Source organism: Nonomuraea salmonea, assembly GCF_042428605.1.
Taxonomy (GTDB): domain Bacteria; phylum Actinomycetota; class Actinomycetes; order Streptosporangiales; family Streptosporangiaceae; genus Nonomuraea; species Nonomuraea salmonea.
This window is the reverse complement of the sequence record NZ_JBHMCF010000038.1, coordinates 441,669-457,237: the sequence shown is the minus strand read 5'-3', so window position 1 is coordinate 457,237 and position 15,569 is coordinate 441,669. Positions and strand designations below refer to the sequence as shown.

At 70.9% G+C, this 15,569-nt stretch carries 18 protein-coding genes; 12 read left to right on the top strand and 6 right to left on the bottom strand.

Annotation, left to right across the window (positions count from 1 at the left end; genetic code table 11):
- The first annotated feature begins 444 nt into the window (after positions 1-444).
- From ACFFR3_RS34410 to ACFFR3_RS34400, 3 genes are read left to right on the top strand one after another with little or no spacing between them, the layout of a single operon-like run.
- Positions 445-1,407 carry a DUF6772 family protein gene (locus tag ACFFR3_RS34410; RefSeq protein ID WP_345392790.1) on the top strand — a complete coding sequence of 321 codons (963 nt, stop codon included), beginning with the start codon at positions 445-447 and terminating at the stop codon, positions 1,405-1,407.
- A 4-nt stretch (positions 1,408-1,411) separates the two neighbouring features.
- Positions 1,412-1,747 (top strand): hypothetical protein, encoded by a 336-nt coding sequence (locus ACFFR3_RS34405; protein ID WP_364367939.1) that lies wholly within the window; start codon positions 1,412-1,414, stop codon positions 1,745-1,747.
- Between the two features lie 42 nt (positions 1,748-1,789).
- Positions 1,790-2,842 (top strand): LacI family DNA-binding transcriptional regulator, encoded by a 1,053-nt coding sequence (locus tag ACFFR3_RS34400; RefSeq protein WP_364367936.1) that lies wholly within the window; start codon positions 1,790-1,792, stop codon positions 2,840-2,842.
- Positions 2,843-3,257: 415 nt separating this feature from the next.
- Here ACFFR3_RS34400 and ACFFR3_RS34395 read toward each other — a convergent pair whose 3' ends face one another.
- Both ACFFR3_RS34395 and ACFFR3_RS34390 read right to left on the bottom strand, forming a co-directional pair.
- A complete protein-coding gene (locus ACFFR3_RS34395; protein WP_379484486.1) occupies positions 3,258-4,211 on the bottom strand; it encodes an SMI1/KNR4 family protein in 954 nt (317 codons plus the stop codon).
- Between the two features lie 46 nt (positions 4,212-4,257).
- Positions 4,258-4,680 carry a Rid family hydrolase gene (locus tag ACFFR3_RS34390; RefSeq protein ID WP_364367930.1) on the bottom strand — a complete coding sequence of 141 codons (423 nt, stop codon included), beginning with the start codon at positions 4,678-4,680 and terminating at the stop codon, positions 4,258-4,260.
- Between the two features lie 95 nt (positions 4,681-4,775).
- Between ACFFR3_RS34390 and ACFFR3_RS34385 the strand changes: the two genes are divergently transcribed.
- Positions 4,776-5,249 (top strand): MarR family winged helix-turn-helix transcriptional regulator, encoded by a 474-nt coding sequence (locus ACFFR3_RS34385; RefSeq protein ID WP_345392775.1) that lies wholly within the window; start codon positions 4,776-4,778, stop codon positions 5,247-5,249.
- Here ACFFR3_RS34385 and ACFFR3_RS34380 read toward each other — a convergent pair.
- Positions 5,246-6,085, bottom strand: a complete 840-nt coding sequence (locus ACFFR3_RS34380) for a helix-turn-helix transcriptional regulator (protein WP_364367927.1) — start codon at positions 6,083-6,085, stop codon at positions 5,246-5,248. The genes ACFFR3_RS34385 and ACFFR3_RS34380 overlap by 4 nt on opposite strands.
- A gap of 102 nt (positions 6,086-6,187) precedes the next feature.
- Between ACFFR3_RS34380 and ACFFR3_RS34375 the strand changes: the two genes are divergently transcribed.
- Positions 6,188-7,108, top strand: coding sequence for an NADP-dependent oxidoreductase (locus tag ACFFR3_RS34375; RefSeq protein WP_345392772.1), 921 nt, complete (start codon positions 6,188-6,190; stop codon positions 7,106-7,108).
- Positions 7,109-7,119: 11 nt separating this feature from the next.
- Here the strand turns inward: ACFFR3_RS34375 and ACFFR3_RS34370 are convergent, their stop codons facing one another.
- From ACFFR3_RS34370 to ACFFR3_RS34360, 3 genes are read right to left on the bottom strand one after another with little or no spacing between them, the layout of a single operon-like run.
- Positions 7,120-7,908 carry a hypothetical protein gene (locus ACFFR3_RS34370; RefSeq protein WP_379484485.1) on the bottom strand — a complete coding sequence of 263 codons (789 nt, stop codon included), beginning with the start codon at positions 7,906-7,908 and terminating at the stop codon, positions 7,120-7,122.
- Positions 7,909-7,917: 9 nt separating this feature from the next.
- Positions 7,918-8,043 (bottom strand): hypothetical protein, encoded by a 126-nt coding sequence (locus ACFFR3_RS34365; RefSeq protein WP_345392766.1) that lies wholly within the window; start codon positions 8,041-8,043, stop codon positions 7,918-7,920.
- Positions 8,044-8,083: 40 nt separating this feature from the next.
- Complete coding sequence (locus ACFFR3_RS34360; RefSeq protein ID WP_345392763.1) at positions 8,084-8,311, bottom strand: hypothetical protein; 228 nt, start codon at positions 8,309-8,311, stop codon at positions 8,084-8,086.
- Positions 8,312-8,614: 303 nt separating this feature from the next.
- Here ACFFR3_RS34360 and ACFFR3_RS34355 point away from each other — a divergent pair, with 303 nt between their 5' ends.
- From ACFFR3_RS34355 to ACFFR3_RS34325, 7 genes are all read left to right on the top strand, one after another.
- Positions 8,615-9,853 (top strand): riboflavin synthase, encoded by a 1,239-nt coding sequence (locus tag ACFFR3_RS34355; RefSeq protein WP_364367918.1) that lies wholly within the window; start codon positions 8,615-8,617, stop codon positions 9,851-9,853.
- Positions 9,854-10,057: 204 nt separating this feature from the next.
- The gene (locus ACFFR3_RS34350; RefSeq protein WP_379484484.1) at positions 10,058-11,362 is read left to right on the top strand and encodes a hypothetical protein; all 1,305 of its coding nucleotides are present in this window, start codon (positions 10,058-10,060) and stop codon (positions 11,360-11,362) included.
- A complete protein-coding gene (locus ACFFR3_RS34345) occupies positions 11,359-11,853 on the top strand; it encodes a hydrogenase maturation protease (protein ID WP_345392754.1) in 495 nt (164 codons plus the stop codon). Before ACFFR3_RS34350 ends, ACFFR3_RS34345 begins: the two co-directional genes overlap by 4 nt.
- Positions 11,846-12,205, top strand: coding sequence for a hydrogenase maturation nickel metallochaperone HypA/HybF (locus tag ACFFR3_RS34340; protein WP_345392751.1), 360 nt, complete (start codon positions 11,846-11,848; stop codon positions 12,203-12,205). The genes ACFFR3_RS34345 and ACFFR3_RS34340 overlap by 8 nt, the downstream gene beginning before the upstream one ends.
- The gene (locus tag ACFFR3_RS34335; RefSeq protein ID WP_364367912.1) at positions 12,202-13,260 is read left to right on the top strand and encodes an NADH-quinone oxidoreductase subunit B family protein; all 1,059 of its coding nucleotides are present in this window, start codon (positions 12,202-12,204) and stop codon (positions 13,258-13,260) included. Before ACFFR3_RS34340 ends, ACFFR3_RS34335 begins: the two co-directional genes overlap by 4 nt.
- Before the next feature lie 36 nt (positions 13,261-13,296).
- Positions 13,297-15,090 (top strand): nickel-dependent hydrogenase large subunit, encoded by a 1,794-nt coding sequence (locus tag ACFFR3_RS34330; RefSeq protein ID WP_345392745.1) that lies wholly within the window; start codon positions 13,297-13,299, stop codon positions 15,088-15,090.
- Positions 15,083-15,466, top strand: coding sequence for a NifU-related iron-sulfur-binding protein (locus tag ACFFR3_RS34325; protein WP_345392742.1), 384 nt, complete (start codon positions 15,083-15,085; stop codon positions 15,464-15,466). The genes ACFFR3_RS34330 and ACFFR3_RS34325 overlap by 8 nt, the downstream gene beginning before the upstream one ends.
- Positions 15,467-15,569 lie beyond the last annotated feature (103 nt).

Here is a 15,569-nt window from a genome sequence, read left to right as displayed (position 1 = left end):
GGGCTTTCGGGTTTCGAAGGGTGGGCGGGGCCGGCGGCGGGGCCGTCCGGCCGTGAGGGGGAGCGGTGCGGAGGCGGCGGATCGTCGGTCACCGGTGTGGCGGCCGGGTTTCGCGCCGGGAACATTAACGTTAATGCGATTGATCGCCGATGCTAGGGTGACCGGCCCTGAGCGTCAAGGGTCCCGCCGACATCTCCTGCCGCTCATGCGGCTCTTCCGAACCTGGTTCTAGGGTCTTGACCTGTATGAACGTGGCATCGTAACGGTTCGTAACGACTGTCGGCAGGGGGTGGCGCACCCCCTGCACGGTAGGCGGCGGGGTTGACTGCCGCGAAACATTAACGTTAACGTCCGACTGCGACCGCATGACTCACTCCGGTCGATCGGTCAGGCGTAGGCATTCGCTACTTTCTTTTGCCAAGACCTTTTCAGGAGCATTCGGCAATGACCACGATGGAGCGGCCCGACCTGGCCGCAGAACTTCGCTCCGCCATTTTGTCGGCGGATCCGAGGCTGTCGAAGTTCAACCCGCTTCGGCGCATTCTCGCGTACGACGACTTCAATTCGGGCACCCACGGCTGGACGGAGCTGCTGGGCAACTACAACGGCAACGGCGACCTGTCCACGGTCGACGACCACATGCGGGACTTCCGGCCCCCGCAGCTGTCGAACTGCACGTTCTTCGACATCGGCAGCCACGGCGCGATGACCGGCTCGTACGCGCTCAAGCTCGCCACCCGGCCCTACCAGGGCCACACCGCCACCGCCATCCGCCGGCTCACCATGAGCGGGCGCGGCCTGCTGCAGCTCGAGGCGTACTTCACCTACAAGGCCGAGGCGACCATCGACGGCAGCGCGAGCGACGAGTTCGGCGACGTCACCTGGGACGGCAACCTGCACCCTTCCGAGGCGCAGTTCGGCTGCTTCACCGTCGCGACCGACCTGTGCGGCGACGGCGGCCTGCGCTATCACACGGTGGCCCGCTACCTGAACACGTCGCTGGACAACAAGCTCGCCCGGCAGTGGGTCTATCCGAGCGTCCCCGAGCCGACGCCGCGCGAGCACCTCGAAGGCAAGATCAAGCTGAAGTACGGGGCCGACTTCACCGCGCCCAATCCCGATGACTGGCACCCGTTCGGTGAACCGCAGGAACTCTGCTACAACGAGGTGCCGACGAAGGTCAACTGGCATTACCTGCGCTGGGTCATCGACACCGAGGCCCGGCGTAACGTCGAGTTGCAGATCAACGATCGGGTCATGGACATGTCGGACGTCCCGGTCCCGCCGTACAAGGAGCGGTACGACTCTCTGGAGAACCTCCTGAATTTCTACTTCTCCGTACGGACCCACTCGAAGGTCCGCAACTTCCTCTTCCTTGACTCGGTCCTCATTTCCACGGAGTGGTGACGTAATGCGGCAGGTGCAGACGGCGGTCCTCGAACGGGACACGACGTTCGTTTCCGACTTCGCGACGGAGCCCTACGAAGTGGCGTGGGCCGGCGAAGCGCGGTGGTTCGTCCACACCCTGGCGACGTCCGGCGACGACGCCGAGGTGCGGCTGGTCACCCAGATCTCGCCCGACGGCCTGACCTGGTGTGACCTGGACGGCGAAGAACATGTCATCACAGAACCCGGTTTGGTCACATGGCCGGTCGATCATTTCGGACAATGGCTACGGTTGCGCGGCACGGTGACGGGGGCCGACCCGTCCGCCAAACTGCGCATCTATCTCACGGTCAAGAGCTGAGAACGGCCGCGGACTTCTAGCGGAGTTCCAACGAGAGAGGGCATGCGAATGGCTGGGGCTCGGCGTCACACCCTGCGGGACATCGCCGCGACGTTGAACCTTTCCGTCAACACCGTCTCGCGTGCCCTCTCCGGCAAGGACGGCATAGGGGAGGAGACCAGGGCCCGCGTACGCGCAGAGGCCGAACGGGTCGGCTACGTCCCCAACTCCATGGCGAGGTCGCTCGTCCTGGGCTCCGCGATGACGTTCGGCCTGGTCATCACCAACCCGTCCAACCCCTTCTACGCGCAGCTCATCTCCACCATCGAGCTGCGCGCCCGCGCCCAGGGCTACTCGCTGCTGCTGACGGTGACCGAGGAGTCGGAGGAGCACGAGATGCGCGCCGCCGAGTCGCTGCTGCGCTCCTCGGTCAGCGGGTCGATCGTGGTGCCCGTCCAGGCGGGGGCCGACGCGTGGCGGCGGCTCGGCTCGGTCGGCGTCCCGACCGTGCTGATCAACCGTGACCTGCCCGACCTGGGCTACCGCTTCGTCGGCACCGACAACGAGCTGGGCGGCCACCGCGCCGCCGCGCACGCCATCGCCCGTGGCGCCCGCTCGATCGTGGTGCTCGAAGAGGACCTGCCCATCACCACCATCGACCACCGCATCGCCGGCTTCCGCCGCGCCATGGCGGAGGCGGGGCTGCCGGTGCCGCGCGGCAGCATCATGCGGGTCCCCACCCGCCGGCACGAGCACGTGGCGCTGCCGTGGCAGCCGCAGCAGGCGTACCAGGTGGCCCGCCGCATGCTGCGCCGCTCCCGGCTGCCCGACGCGGTCGTGGTCGGCAACGACTACTTCGCGCTCGGTCTCTACCGCGCGCTGGAGGAGCACGGGCTCAAGGTGCCCGACGACATGATGGTGATCGGCTTCGGCGACCACCCCTTCTCCGCCTTCCTCTCCCCGCCGCTGACCACCGTGCGCCTGCCCGCCGACGAGATCGGCACCATCGCGGTGGACCTGCTCCTGGAGGAGATCGCGGGCGGCCGCAACGCCCGCCCGTTGAAGCAGCTCATCGCCCCCACCCTGGTCGAACGCGGCTCCACGTTGCGCGCCTGATCCACCGCCCGCCAGGCCAGCCGGCCGGCTTCGACGTCGGCACGCAGCCCGCGCACCGGCTCGCCCCGCTCCAGGGCGCGGGCGGTCGCTTCGAGCAGGGCCCCGTACGACGGCCAGACGTGCGACTCGCCTGTGTGCACGCCGTCCTCGTTGTGATAGCTGCCGGTGCGGCCGCTCTCCTGGTCGATGAACAGCGTGCCGCCCGTGCCGTCGTAGCCGATGGGGATCAGGCGGCCATGCCAGTAGTACGGGCTCATGCTCGGGTCGTCGAGGCGGGCGCGTGCCGCCTGAGCCAGCGTTCGATGCGCCGCCAGGCGGCGTTCACCTCGGCCGTCACGGCGGCCGGTGGGACCCGGACGACCGGTTCGCGGCGGGCGGGCAGGCAGCCGGTGGCGCGCTTCTCCGCGTTCGTGGGCTACTGCGGCGTCGGCGTCGGCGTCGGCGTCGGCGTGGGCGTGGGCGTGGGTGTCGGGGTCGCCTGGCCCGCGCAGCCGCCCGGGAGCGGGGCCTTCTCGGCAGACCAGTGCAGCTCGCAGCCCCGCGTCACCGCCGGGTACGTGCCCGCCAGCGGGGTGCCGCTCTCCAGTGCGGTGGCCAGGGCCTCCAGCAGGGCCACGTGGGAGGGGAAGCTCATCGGGCCGTCGTAGCGGATCTTCTCGCGTACGGCGATCTCGCCCACCCGCCCGGTGCGCGGCTCGACGAACAGGTCGCCGCCGGTGGCGGCGGTGCCGATGGGCAGCAGGCTGCCGTGCCAGGTGCCGCGCTCGGGATCGGCGTTCGCCAGGTCGCCGCCCATGACGAGGTCGTGGCACTTGTACGCCTTGACCGAGGCCATGCCGCCGGCGTCCAGCAGGCCGTACCCGCCGGGGAGCCTGAAGCCGTCGCCGAGGTTGCCGTCCGCGCCGTCGTGGCGCAGGAACGAGGCGTACAGGTCGTCGGGCAGGCGGCCCGCGTGGTGCTCCCAGGCCGCGAGCCGCTCGGGCTCGGCGCCGGCGTGCAGTTTGCGCAGGGACGCCGAGGCGTACGCGGCCAGCCACCGCTCGATCCGCTCCCATGCCACGCCCACCCGTTCCGCGAGCGCCGGGTCGGGCTCTCGTGCGGTGTACACGGGCTGGGGGCCCTGCGGCGGCCCGCCGGAGTCCGGTTGTCGTCCCACGTAGAGCGGTGGGCAGCCGACGGAGAGGGCCTCGTCGGGGGTGAGGACGGCGGCGGCCATGGCGGCGTCGCGCTCGGGGGTGCCGCAGGACACCGTGTCGCCGACGAAACCGCAGAAGTAGCTCTCGTCCGCGCGCCGCGCGTCGGAGGCGAGCCCGCCGAGCAGCACGACGACCGTGAGCCCGAGGGCGAGGGGCCGGGGTAAGCCGATCATGCACGCGTACGATACGGCAGCCCCGCCTCCCCCGCGATGAGCTCGCTCAGGCGCCGCTTCCGACCACGGCGGTGGCGCGGATCTCGACGCGCATCTTCGGGGCGCCGAGTGCGGCGACGCCGATCTCCGTCCAGATGGGGGCGCGGTCGCCCATGCGCTTGCGGAACTGCTCCACCATCACCCGGTTGTGCACCTCGCCGATGAAGTCCGGCGAGTCCGGAATGTGGTACGAGTCCACCGCCACGACGTCGCGCCAGGTGGCGCCGGCCGTGGCGAGGGTCCGCTCCACGTTGTCGAAGGCCCGCACGATCTCGTCCTCCAGGGACTCGGGGAAGCGGAAGTCGTCGTCCCACCCGCCCTGCCCCGAGATCTCCACCCGGTCGCCGATGCGCACCGCCTGGTTGTAGTGCATGGTGGTCAGCTGCCGATCGCCGTACCCGGGGGTGGCGAAGAACTCCGGCTCACTCATCACGACTCCTCACTGATTTACTTCATCCTTGAAGTGAAAGCTACCACCTATTCACTTCAAGCGTGAAGTGACGATCCCCCGATAGGCTGAACCTCATGGCCAGCACCCCTGACGAGCCGCTGTGGCTGACCCCGGACGAGAAAGAGGCGTGGACCGGGCTCGTCTCCCTCGTCCTCCTGCTGCCCGGCAGGCTGGAGGCGCCCCTGCAGCACGACTCCGGCCTGAGCCTGTTCGAATACCTGGCGCTCAGCCACATCTCCGAGGCACCAGGCCGCCGCCTGCGCATGAGCGAGCTGGCCTACCTGGCCAACGGCTCGCTCTCGCGCCTGTCCAACGTGGTCAAGCGCTTCGAGCAGCGCGGCTGGGTGGAGCGCTCGCCCGACCCCGAGGACGGCCGCTACACGATCGCCGCGCTCACCGACGCCGGTTATGAGGTGGTCGTCGCCGCCGCGCCCACGCACGTACGCTCGGTGCGGCGCTTCGTGCTCGACCCGCTCACCGCCGCCGACCAGAAGGCGCTGGCCCGCATCGCCGCCAAGCTGCGCATCCGTCCCGTCGACCTGGCCTAGGCTCCGACCTCCTGGCTGCCGAGGACGTCGAGCAGGGCGAGCTTCTCGGCCGCGTCGCCCCCGGCCGGAGCGGTGAACCACAGCAGGCGCTGCGACCCGTCCTCGCTCAGCAGGCTGAGGCAGTCGAGCTCGATGACGCCCAGCTCGGGGTGGACGAGCCGCTTACGGTCGGCGCGGCGTACCGCCACCTCCTGCCGCGCCCACAGCCCGGCGAACTCGGCGCTCGTCGCGAGCAGCTCGTCGATGAGCCCGCTCACCTGCTCGTCACCGCCGCGCCGCGCCGCCACGGCCCGCAGGTCGGCGACGAACACGCGCGACTGATGATCGTGCTCGTCCGGGTGGTAGCGGGAACGGGCGTCCGGGTCGGTGAACCACCGGTGGACGAAGCTGGCCGCGCGGCCCTGAACGGGCGGGATCGGGCCGAGGAGCGCGGTGGCCAGGCGGTTCTGGACGAGGACGGCGTGCAGGTCGGTGATCACCGCGGCGGGCGTCGCGGGCAGGCGTTCCAGGAGGTCGAGCATGCCGGGGTGCACGTGGGCGGACAGGCTGTGCCGCGGCGGCACCGGGCGTCCCGCGAGGAAGTAGAGGTGGGAGCGCTCGTCGGCGGTGAGCCGGAGCGCGCGGGCCAGCGCCGCCACCATCTGCTCGGACGGCTGCGCGCCGCGCCCCTGCTCCAGCTGGTTGTAGTAGTCGGTGGACGCCCCCGCCAGCACCGCCACCTCGTCCCTGCGCAGCCCGGGCACCCGGCGCCGCGTCCCCGGCGGCAGCCCCACCTCGCCCGGCTTGATGCGGTCGCGCCGCGACCTCAGGAACGCCCCGAACTCCTGCAGATCCATGCCTTCATTGTCGCCCCACGGCCGGGGTGGAGACAGGCGCCGTCATCACCAGTGTGAGCTCCGCCTTCCCGTGAGGACCCTGGCCAGGCGAGCGTGGGTCGCATGAAAGCACTGCAGTACACCGCGTACGGCGTCCGCCCGGTCGTCACCGAGGTCCCCCGGCCGGAGCCCGGCCCAGGCGAGGTCCTCGTCGCGATCGCCGGGGCGGCGCTCAACCCGCTGGACGTCAAGATCGGCCACGGCCTCGTCAAGGACTTCTTCCCGGTCACCTTCCCCTCTGTGGTGGGCACCGACCTCGCCGGCACCGTCGTCCGGCTCGGGCCGGGCGTCACCGGCCCGCGCGTCGGCGACGCGGTGCTCGCCCGTACGGATCCGACGGCGGGCGGGGCCGTCGCCGAGTACGCCGCCGTCCCCGTCACCCATCTCACCGCCGCGCCGCCGGCGCTCCCGCTCGGCCTCGCCGCAGGGCTCGCGACCGCCGCCGCGACGGCCTGGCAGGCGGTGCACGAGGTGGCCGGGCTCCGGCCCGGCCAGAGGGTGCTGATCCACGGCGGCGCCGGGGGAGTGGGCGGCTTCGCCCTGCAACTGGCCAGGAAGGCGGGCGCCCACGTCCTCACCACCACCTCGCCGGCGGGCGCCTCGCTCGCTGGGAAGCTGGGCGCCCACGAGGTGATCGACTACACCGCGACCGACTTCCGCGAGCGCGCCTCGCGGGTGGACGTGGTCATCGACCCGATCGGCGGCGACGTGGAGACCGCCTCCCTCGACGTCCTCGTCCCCGGCGGCCTGCTGCTCGCCCTGAACGTCCCCCCGGACGCGGACCGCGCCGCCGCCCACGGCCTGCGCGCCGCGTTCGTGCACCACGAGACGGACGCCGCCCGCCTCGCCAAGGTGGCCGCGGCGGGCCTGGAGGTCGTCGTCGACCGCGTCGTCCCGCTGACGGACGCCGCCGCCGCGTACGACCACGTCGCTGCGGGCCATGCCAAGGGCAAGGTCGTCGTCCAGCGCCTGCCGGCCTCTTGAGGCGGGTCAGCTCAGAGCGCCACCTGCCCGATCGCGAAGAAGCCCACCCGCGGGTCCTCGACGATCTCCTTCGCGTCCTCGGGCCACGCGGTGGTGATCATCCCGTACCAGAGACCCTGTTCCGCCCTCATGCGGACGTCGTCCAGGTCGACGCCGAACGCGGCCAGCGCCTCTCTGTCGGATTCCCGCAGCAGGCTCGTCCACAGGCGGAACGACGAGGTGAGGGAGGAACGGACATCGGGATCGCAGTCGTCGAAGCCGCGGGCGTGGCAATAGCCGGAGTAATCCCATGACGTCGGCAGGCCGTCAGGCTCGGGCGGTGAGAACAGCGCCACGTCGGGGACCTTCTCCCACAATCGACGTACGTCGTCCTCCTGCATCGGCTTCCTGAAGCCGACGACCACCGTCACCTTCATGTCCTCCACCTCGGCGAGCGCATCGAGACGCTTCAGGACGAGGTGACGGTCGTCGCCCGCACCGGAGAGCGCACGGATGACGCCGGTCAACTTCCAGCCGGGCAGCTCGGCGCCGCTGAGGTGACCGTCGCGCAGCTCCAGGGTTCGCCGGCCGAAGACCTCGGTATGCGACCAGTTGGCCCATCGCGGTTCCACGATGACGCGGACCGCCTCGTCGTCTTCGAGCTGATGGCGTTTGAGCAGGTGTTCTTCGTGCACGACGTGATAGTCCGGCCGGGCGACGGCCAAGGCGTTCACCCACACCAGAGCCCGTCGGTCGGCGGCCGTGGTGCAACCCGTGGCGAGCACCAGTAAGAAGGCCGCCACAACCGGGAAGCGCAACATCCGGCCATGCTACAAAAGCGCCTTGACCCGCATTCTCGACGCGGCGATCGTCGCCAGGACGACGACCGCGGTCCTGGCCAGGAACGCGTCCGAGTACCCGGCGGCGCCCACCCCCATCACGATCCGCCCGAGCACGAGCACCAGGAGCCGGGGGGCGAGCGCGGAGATGCCGGAATCAGGCCGCGGCCCAGAAATACCAGCCGATGTCATAGAAGCAGGGATGGGTCTGTGTCCCGCCCGCCTGCACGCCGTTTCTCCAGTATTCGCAGATGCCCTGCGTGGAGTAGGGCCCGTACCAGTGGCCCGCCGCCTCCTTGGCCTGCGCGGGGCTGACGGAGACCACGAGGGCCGCGAGCCCGCCGACCGCGGCTACGGCGATTCTTCCGGCGACTTTCCGTTTCATTTCGCACATCCTCTCGTCGTTGTTCTGGAAACGCTAATGGGCGCCGCGAAATAATGTCAGGTAATAAGCAGGGCATTCAGCGGACATTTCCCGGCGTGGAAGAGGCCCCTTCCTCAGTACGGCCGGGGCGGTTATCGTGGACGGTGGTGCGAAGCCAGGTGCGGCGGTGACAGCCCGCCGGTTCCTCCCCGCGGAGGAACGATCCGGTGCGATTCCGGAGCCATGCGGTGATACCCCGCCCCTTCTCGGACTCCGAAGACCGGGTCCCTGACGCCATCAGCCACTTGTGCGAAGGGGAAGGGCATGTTCACCGGCAGAATCCACGAGATCGGCCTGATCGAGTCCGTCGGCGCGAACGCCGTCGAGATCCGGGCGGCCAAGAGCGCGGAACGGCTGGCGAAGGGCGGCTCGCTGAACGTCGCGGGCGTCCAGCTGACCGCCGAGCACGTCGAGGACGACCTCATCAGGGTGTCGGTCAGCACCGAGACCCGGCGCCGCACCACGTTCGACACCACGTTCGACGAGATGCGGGAGCCGGGACGGCGGGTGAACCTGGAGACGCCGCTCGCCGTCGGCGACCCGCTCGACGGGCACCTGGTCCAGGGGTACGTCGACGGGGTCGGCAAGGTCGTGCGCGTCGACGACGACCCAGGGCTGGGGCGGCGGCTGTGGATCAGGCCGCCTGACCGGTTCATCGGCAAGGTCATGGCCAAGGGCTCCATCGCGGTCGACGGCGTGAGCCTGACCGTGGCCGAGGTCGTCAAGGACCGCTTCTCGGTGGCGCTGATCCCGTCCACGCTCGCCGGGACGACCCTGGCCGCGCTGTCCGTGGGCGACCGCGTCAACCTGGAGTCCGACCTGGTGAGCCGGCTGGCGGCGGGCGGCCCCGCCTCCGCGAGCGCGCACGTCGCCAAGGCGGTCGCCGCGCTGGGCTGGGCCGGGCATCTGCCGGGCCGGGTCGGGGTGGAGAAGGTGGTACGCCAGCTCGCCGCCGGCGGCGGTGTCATGGTGTGGGACCCGGCGCGCGAGGCCGAGGGCGACGTCATCTTCGCCGGCGCGGACCTGCGTCCCGCCGCGTTCACGTTCCTGCTGACCGAGGTGTACGGCTACCCGTGCGTCCCGTGCGCGCCCGAGGTCCTCGACCGGCTGGAGATCCCGGCACTGCAGGGCACGGGAGACCGCCACGGCACGGCCTTCCACACGCCCGTCGACCTGGCCGCCGCCACCGGTACCGGGGTCAGCGCCGCAGAGCGCGCCGCCACCGTACGCCACCTCGCCCGCCCCGACTCCACCCCCGCCGACTTCACCGCACCCGGCCACGTCATCCCGATCGCCTCCCGCCCGGGCCTGCTCCAGGAGCGCGCCGGTCACACGGAGTCGACCGTCGCCCTGTGCCTGGCCGCGGGCCTGCCGCCGGTGGGCGTGTGCTGCGAGGTGATGCGCCGCGACGGCACGATGGCCGGCGCGGCCGATCTGGAGGCTTCCGCGCTCCGCTGGGGCCTGCCCCTGGTCGACATCGACGACCTGCGTACGTGGTTGTGAGCCGGTCTCGGCAAGGCGACGTTCAAATCCTGTTGGGGTTGAGCGGGGCTTGGCGGCGCGAGTGCCGGTGCCCGCCCGGGTGGAGCACCAAGAGCCGCTAAGTGCGGTCCGCACCTAGGGGAGTGGCCCACCTACTTGGCCTGGGACGGCGTGGCTATACCGAAAGGGTCACGTACGACCAGGGCAGCAAGGGGGCCACTCGCCGTGGACGCGAACGGCATCGACGCCGCGCCCGGTTTCCGCGCGGCGCTGGCGGTGGCTGACTCCGTCCTGTACGAGGGCTACCTGCTCTACCCCTACCGGCGATCTTCGCCGAAGAACCAGGTCAGGTGGCAGTTCGGGGTGCTGCTGCCGGAGCGGTGGGCCAGGGCGCACGGGCTGGAGGGCGGCGGGGTCGCGGGCTCCGCCGAGTCGTGGTGGCAGCAGACCGAGTGCCTGCTCGTCGCGCCCTCCGACGCCGTCGTCAGCGGAAGGCTCCGCTTCCTGCAGCTGCGCCGCCGTACGCCCGAGGAGCGGCTGCCCGACGGCGGTCACCGCGCGGCGGATCGGGTCGGTGAGGCGTTGAGCTTCGACGAGGGGGTGCCGTGCGAGCTGGACGTCCAGGCGTCGGTGGCGGAGCTCCTGTCCGGTGAGAAGCGGCTCGACCTGCGGGTTCCCGGCTCCGACACGGTCACCCCGCTGCCCGGCTCGGCCGGCCGGACGCGCCGCCGCACGTGGCCGCTGACCGCCCGGGTGACGCTGTCGCTGACCCCGTGCGAGGACGAGTCGCTGTTCAGGCTCCGCGTACGCACGGAGAACGCCGCGCGGGAGCCGTCGCCGGACACGCCCAGGGATGAGGCGCTCCGGCACGCCCTGATCGCCTGCCACACCCTGCTGACCGTGCCGGGCGGCCGGTTCGTCTCGCTGCTCGACCCGCCTGACTGGGCGGAGAAGGCGGCGGCCGAGTGCGTGAACGCGCACACGTACCCGGTGCTGAGCGGCGACCAGGTGGTGCTGTCGTCGCCGATCCTGCTCTACGACAACCCGCGCGTGGCCCCGGAGAGCCACGGCGACCTGCACGACGCGGCGGAGATCGACGAGATCCTGTCGCTGCGGACGCTGACGCTCACCGACGCGGAGAAGCGCGAGGCGCGCGCCACGGACCCGCGCGCCGCCGACATCATCGACCGGGTCGAGGCGATGACCGCTGAGGACCTCGCCCGCCTGCACGGCACGATCAGGGATCAGGACACGGAAGCGGGCACGGACGTCGTCGAGGTGGCGGGGACGCTGGTCCGCAAGGGCAGCAGGGTGCGGCTGCGGCCCCGGCTGCGCGGCACCGACCCGCAGGACATGTTCCTCGACGGCAGGACGGCCGTGGTGGAGGCGGTGCTGCTCGACGTGGACGGCGCCCGCCACCTCGCCGTGACCCTGGAGGACGACCCGGCGGCCGAGCTGAACCAGTGGTACGGCCGCTACCGCTACTTCGCCCCCGAGGAGACCGAGCCATTGGAGGGTGAGCCCGCATGAACAGGGTGCTGGTGGCCGGGATCGGGAACGTGTTCCTGGGCGACGACGGGTTCGGCGTCGAGGTGGTCAGGCGGATGGACGCCGCCGCGCTGCCCGGCTCGGTGTCGGTGTCGGACTACGGGATCCGCGGCGTGCACCTGGCGTACGAGCTGCTCGGCGGCGCGTACGACACGCTGATCATGGTGGACGCGGTCGAGATCGACGGCCCGCCGGGCACCGTCGCGGTGCTGGAGATCGACGACGAGCCGGTGGACGTGGCCCAGGTCGACGGGCACGGCATGCATCCCCAGGCCGTCCTCGACCTGCTCGCCCGGCTGGGCGGCCGGGTGCCCAGGGTGCTGCTGGTGGGCTGCAGGCCCCAGACCGTCGACGAGGTCATGGGCCTGTCGGAGCCGGTGGCCGCAGCCGTCGAAGGCGCGGTGGCGGCGGTGACGGCGCTGGCGCGTGACGAGGCGTACCGACGAACCGACAGGGAGCGCGCCGATGCATGAGACAGGGATGTGCGACGAGATCGTGGAGGCGGTCCTGCGCGAAGCGGAGGGACGGCAGGTGGCCGCGGTACGCGTCCGCGCCCCCTTCGCCGGGCACCGGCCCGATCCGGCGGTCGTCGAGCAGGGTTTCCGCGTGGCCGCGGCCGGCACCCCGGCCGAGGACGCGCGGGTCGAGCTGGTCGCCGAGCCGCCCGCGGTGAGCTGCGGCGGCTGCGGCGCGCGGACACCCGCGACCGACGCGCTCGCGCTCGTCGCCTGCCCGCGCTGCGGCGGCGTGGACGTCGAGCTCGCGCCCGACACCGGGGTCGTCGTCGAGTCGATCACCTACCAGCAGGACGAGGTGCGCGCATGACGCAGACGGAGCAGAAGAGCGGTCAGGCCGCCGGCTACGACGAGATGCACATCCTGTGGATATCCGAGGGCATGAGCTGCGACGGCGACACCGTGTCCATCACCGCGGCGACCCAGCCCGCGATCGAGGACGTCGTCGCCGGCACCATCCCCGGCCTGCCCAAGGTGCACCTGCACAACAAGGTGCTCTCGCCCAGCCTCGGCGGCGAGGACTACCTGGCGCCGTTCAGGGCCGCCGCGCGCGGGGAACTGGAGCCGTTCATCCTCGTCATCGAGGGCTCGGTGCCCAACGAGAACATCAACGGCGACGGCTACTGGACGTCGTTCGGCAACGACCCGAGCACCGGGCAGCCGCTGACCCTGAACTCCTGGATCGACCGGCTCGCGCCGAGGGCGTGGGCGGTCGTCGCCATCGGCACGTGCGCCACGTACGGCGGCATCCACGCGATGGCCGGCAACCCGACCGGCTGCATGGGCCTGGCCGACTACCTCGGCTGGGACTTCCGCTCGACCGGCGGGCTACCGATCGTGAACGTGCCCGGCTGCCCGGTCCAGCCGGACAACTTCATGGAGACCCTGACCTGGGTGCTCCATCACGCCGCGGGCAGCGCGCCGCCGCCTCCGCTGGACGAGCTGCTGCGTCCCCAGTGGCTGTTCGGCAAGACGGTCCACGAGGGGTGCGACCGGGGCTCGTACTACGAGCAGGGCGACTTCGCGCATGACTACAACTCGCCGAAGTGCCAGGTGAAGGTGGGCTGCTGGGGCCCGGTGGTGAACTGCAACGTGCCCAAGCGCGGGTGGATGCGCGGCATCGGCGGCTGCCCGAACGTGGGCGGCATCTGCATCGCCTGCACCATGCCGGGCTTCCCCGACAAGTTCATGCCGTTCATGGACATGCCGCCCGGCGGTGGCCTGTCCTCGATGCTCATCAAGCCGTACGGCGCGTTCATCCGCCGGATGCGCGGCATCACCAACCACACCGTCAACAGGGAACCCCGGTGGCGGCACAACCGTGAGGCGCTGACCACCGGCTACGACCCGCGCTGGCGCCCGTAGAGCCGTCGGCTCCGACGAGAGAGGAAAGCACGGCCGATGGCCATCGAACAGCAGGAGAAAGCGGCGCCCACGAAGGGCCAGCTCGTCGACATGTCCTGGGACCCGATCACCAGGATCATCGGCAACCTCGGCATCTACACCAAGATCGACTTCGAGAACCAGCGCGTGGTGGAGTGCCACAGCACGTCCTCGCTGTTTCGCGGCTACTCGGTCTTCATGAAGGGCAAGGACCCGCGCGACGCCGGCTTCATCACCAGCCGCATCTGCGGCATCTGCGGCGACAACCACACGACATGCTCGGTCTACGCGCAGAACATGGCGTACGGGATCAAGACCCCGAAGCTCGCCGAGTGGATCATCAACCTCGGCGAGGCCGCCGAGTACATGTTCGACCACACCCTCTTCCAGGACAACCTGGTGTTCGTCGACTTCTGCGAGGCGATGGTCAAGGGCACCAACCCGAGCGTGCTCAAGCGGGCCACCACCACCGAGGCGCCGAACGCCGCCATCCACGGCAAGCGCACGATCGCCGACATCATGCAGGCGTTCAACCCGTTCGAGGGGGACGCCTACAAGGAGGCGCTGACCGTCAGCCGGGTCACGCGGGAGATGTTCTGCCTGATGGAGGGCAGGCACGTGCACCCCTCGACGATCTATCCGGGAGGCGTCGGCACGATGCCGTCGCCGTCGGTCTTCACCGACTACCTGTCGCGGCTGATGAACATCATCGACTTCGTCAAGAAGGCCGTCGCGCTCAACGACGACGTCTTCGACTTCTTCTACCAGGCGCTGCCCGGCTACGAGGAGGTCGGCCGGCGCAGGGTGCTGCTCGGCTGCTGGGGCGCGTTCCAGGACCCCGAGGTGGTCGACTACCGCTACCAGACGATGAACGAGTGGGGCAGGGCGATGTACGTCACCCCCGGCATCGTCGTGGACGGCGAGCTCATCACGACGAACCTGGTGGACATCAACCTCGGCATCCGCATCCTGCTCGGCAGCTCCTACTACGAGGACTGGGTGAACGAGGAGCCGTTCGTCACCCACGACCCGCTCGGCAACCCGGTGGACATGCGCCACCCGTGGAACCAGACCACGCTGCCCGCCCCGCAGAAGCGCGACTTCGACGGCAACTACAGCTGGGTGATGAGCCCGCGCTGGCTCGACCCGCGCACCGGCGACCACCTGGCGCTGGACACCGGCGGCGGCCCGTTCGCGCGCCTCTACACCACCGCGCTGGCCGGGCTCGTGGACACGCCGTACGTGAAGTCCACCGGGTCGAGCGTGCAGATCAACCTGCCCAAGGGGCCCGAGCTGCCCGAGGTGACGCTGGAGTGGCGGATCCCGCAGTGGTCCAACGCCCTCGAGCGCAACCGGGCCCGCGTGTACTTCGTGGCCTACGCGGCCGCCATGGCGGTGTGGTTCATCGAGCGGGCGCTGGAGCGGGTGCGCGGCGGGGACACCAAGGTGTTCCAGGACTTCGACGTGCCCGAGCAGGCGATCGGGGTCGGGTTCCACGAGGCGGTGCGCGGCGTGCTGTCGCACCACCTGGTGATCGAGAAGGGGAAGATCGCCAACTATCACCCGTACCCGCCGACGCCGTGGAACGGCAGCCCGCGTGACCGCTACGGCACTCCTGGGCCGTACGAGGACGCCGTCCAGGACATGCCGATCTTCGAGGAGAACGGGCCGGAGAACTTCAAGGGCGTCGACATCATGCGCGCCGTGCGCAGCTTCGACCCCTGCCTGCCGTGTGGCGTCCACATGTACGTCGGTAAGGGGCGTACGGTGCGGAAGCTGCACTCGCCGATGTTCGGCGGCGGCCATGACTGACGGCCGGCCGAGGCTGGACGAGCGGGCCGTCGCCGGGCATCTGGAACTGCTCGACGAGCTGCTGAGCGAGCTGGAGTCGGCCTCCGGGCCCACGGCCGACCTGGCGCTCGACGCGCTCGCCACGCTCGCCGGGGTGTACGGGGAGGCGCTCGCCCGCATCGCCGAGCGGGTCGTCGCCGCCGCACCCGAGGTGGGTGCGGCGCTGGCGGACGACGTCCTGCTGGCGCACCTGTTCGTGCTGCACGGGGTGTCCGTCGGCGCGGCTCAGGGAAGCGGCGCCGCCGCCCAGGGGAGTGCGGCGGCTGCCGGTCGTGCGGCGTTCATCCCGCTCGACGCGCTCACCCGCCGCCCCGCCACCTCAAGGGCGGCCCCATGACCGCCTCCGGGACGGGCGCCGCGCCCGGCCCCGTGACCAGCCGCGCAACCGGTGCTGTGACCGGTGCTGTGACCGGTGCTGTGACCGGCGCTGCGACCGGTGC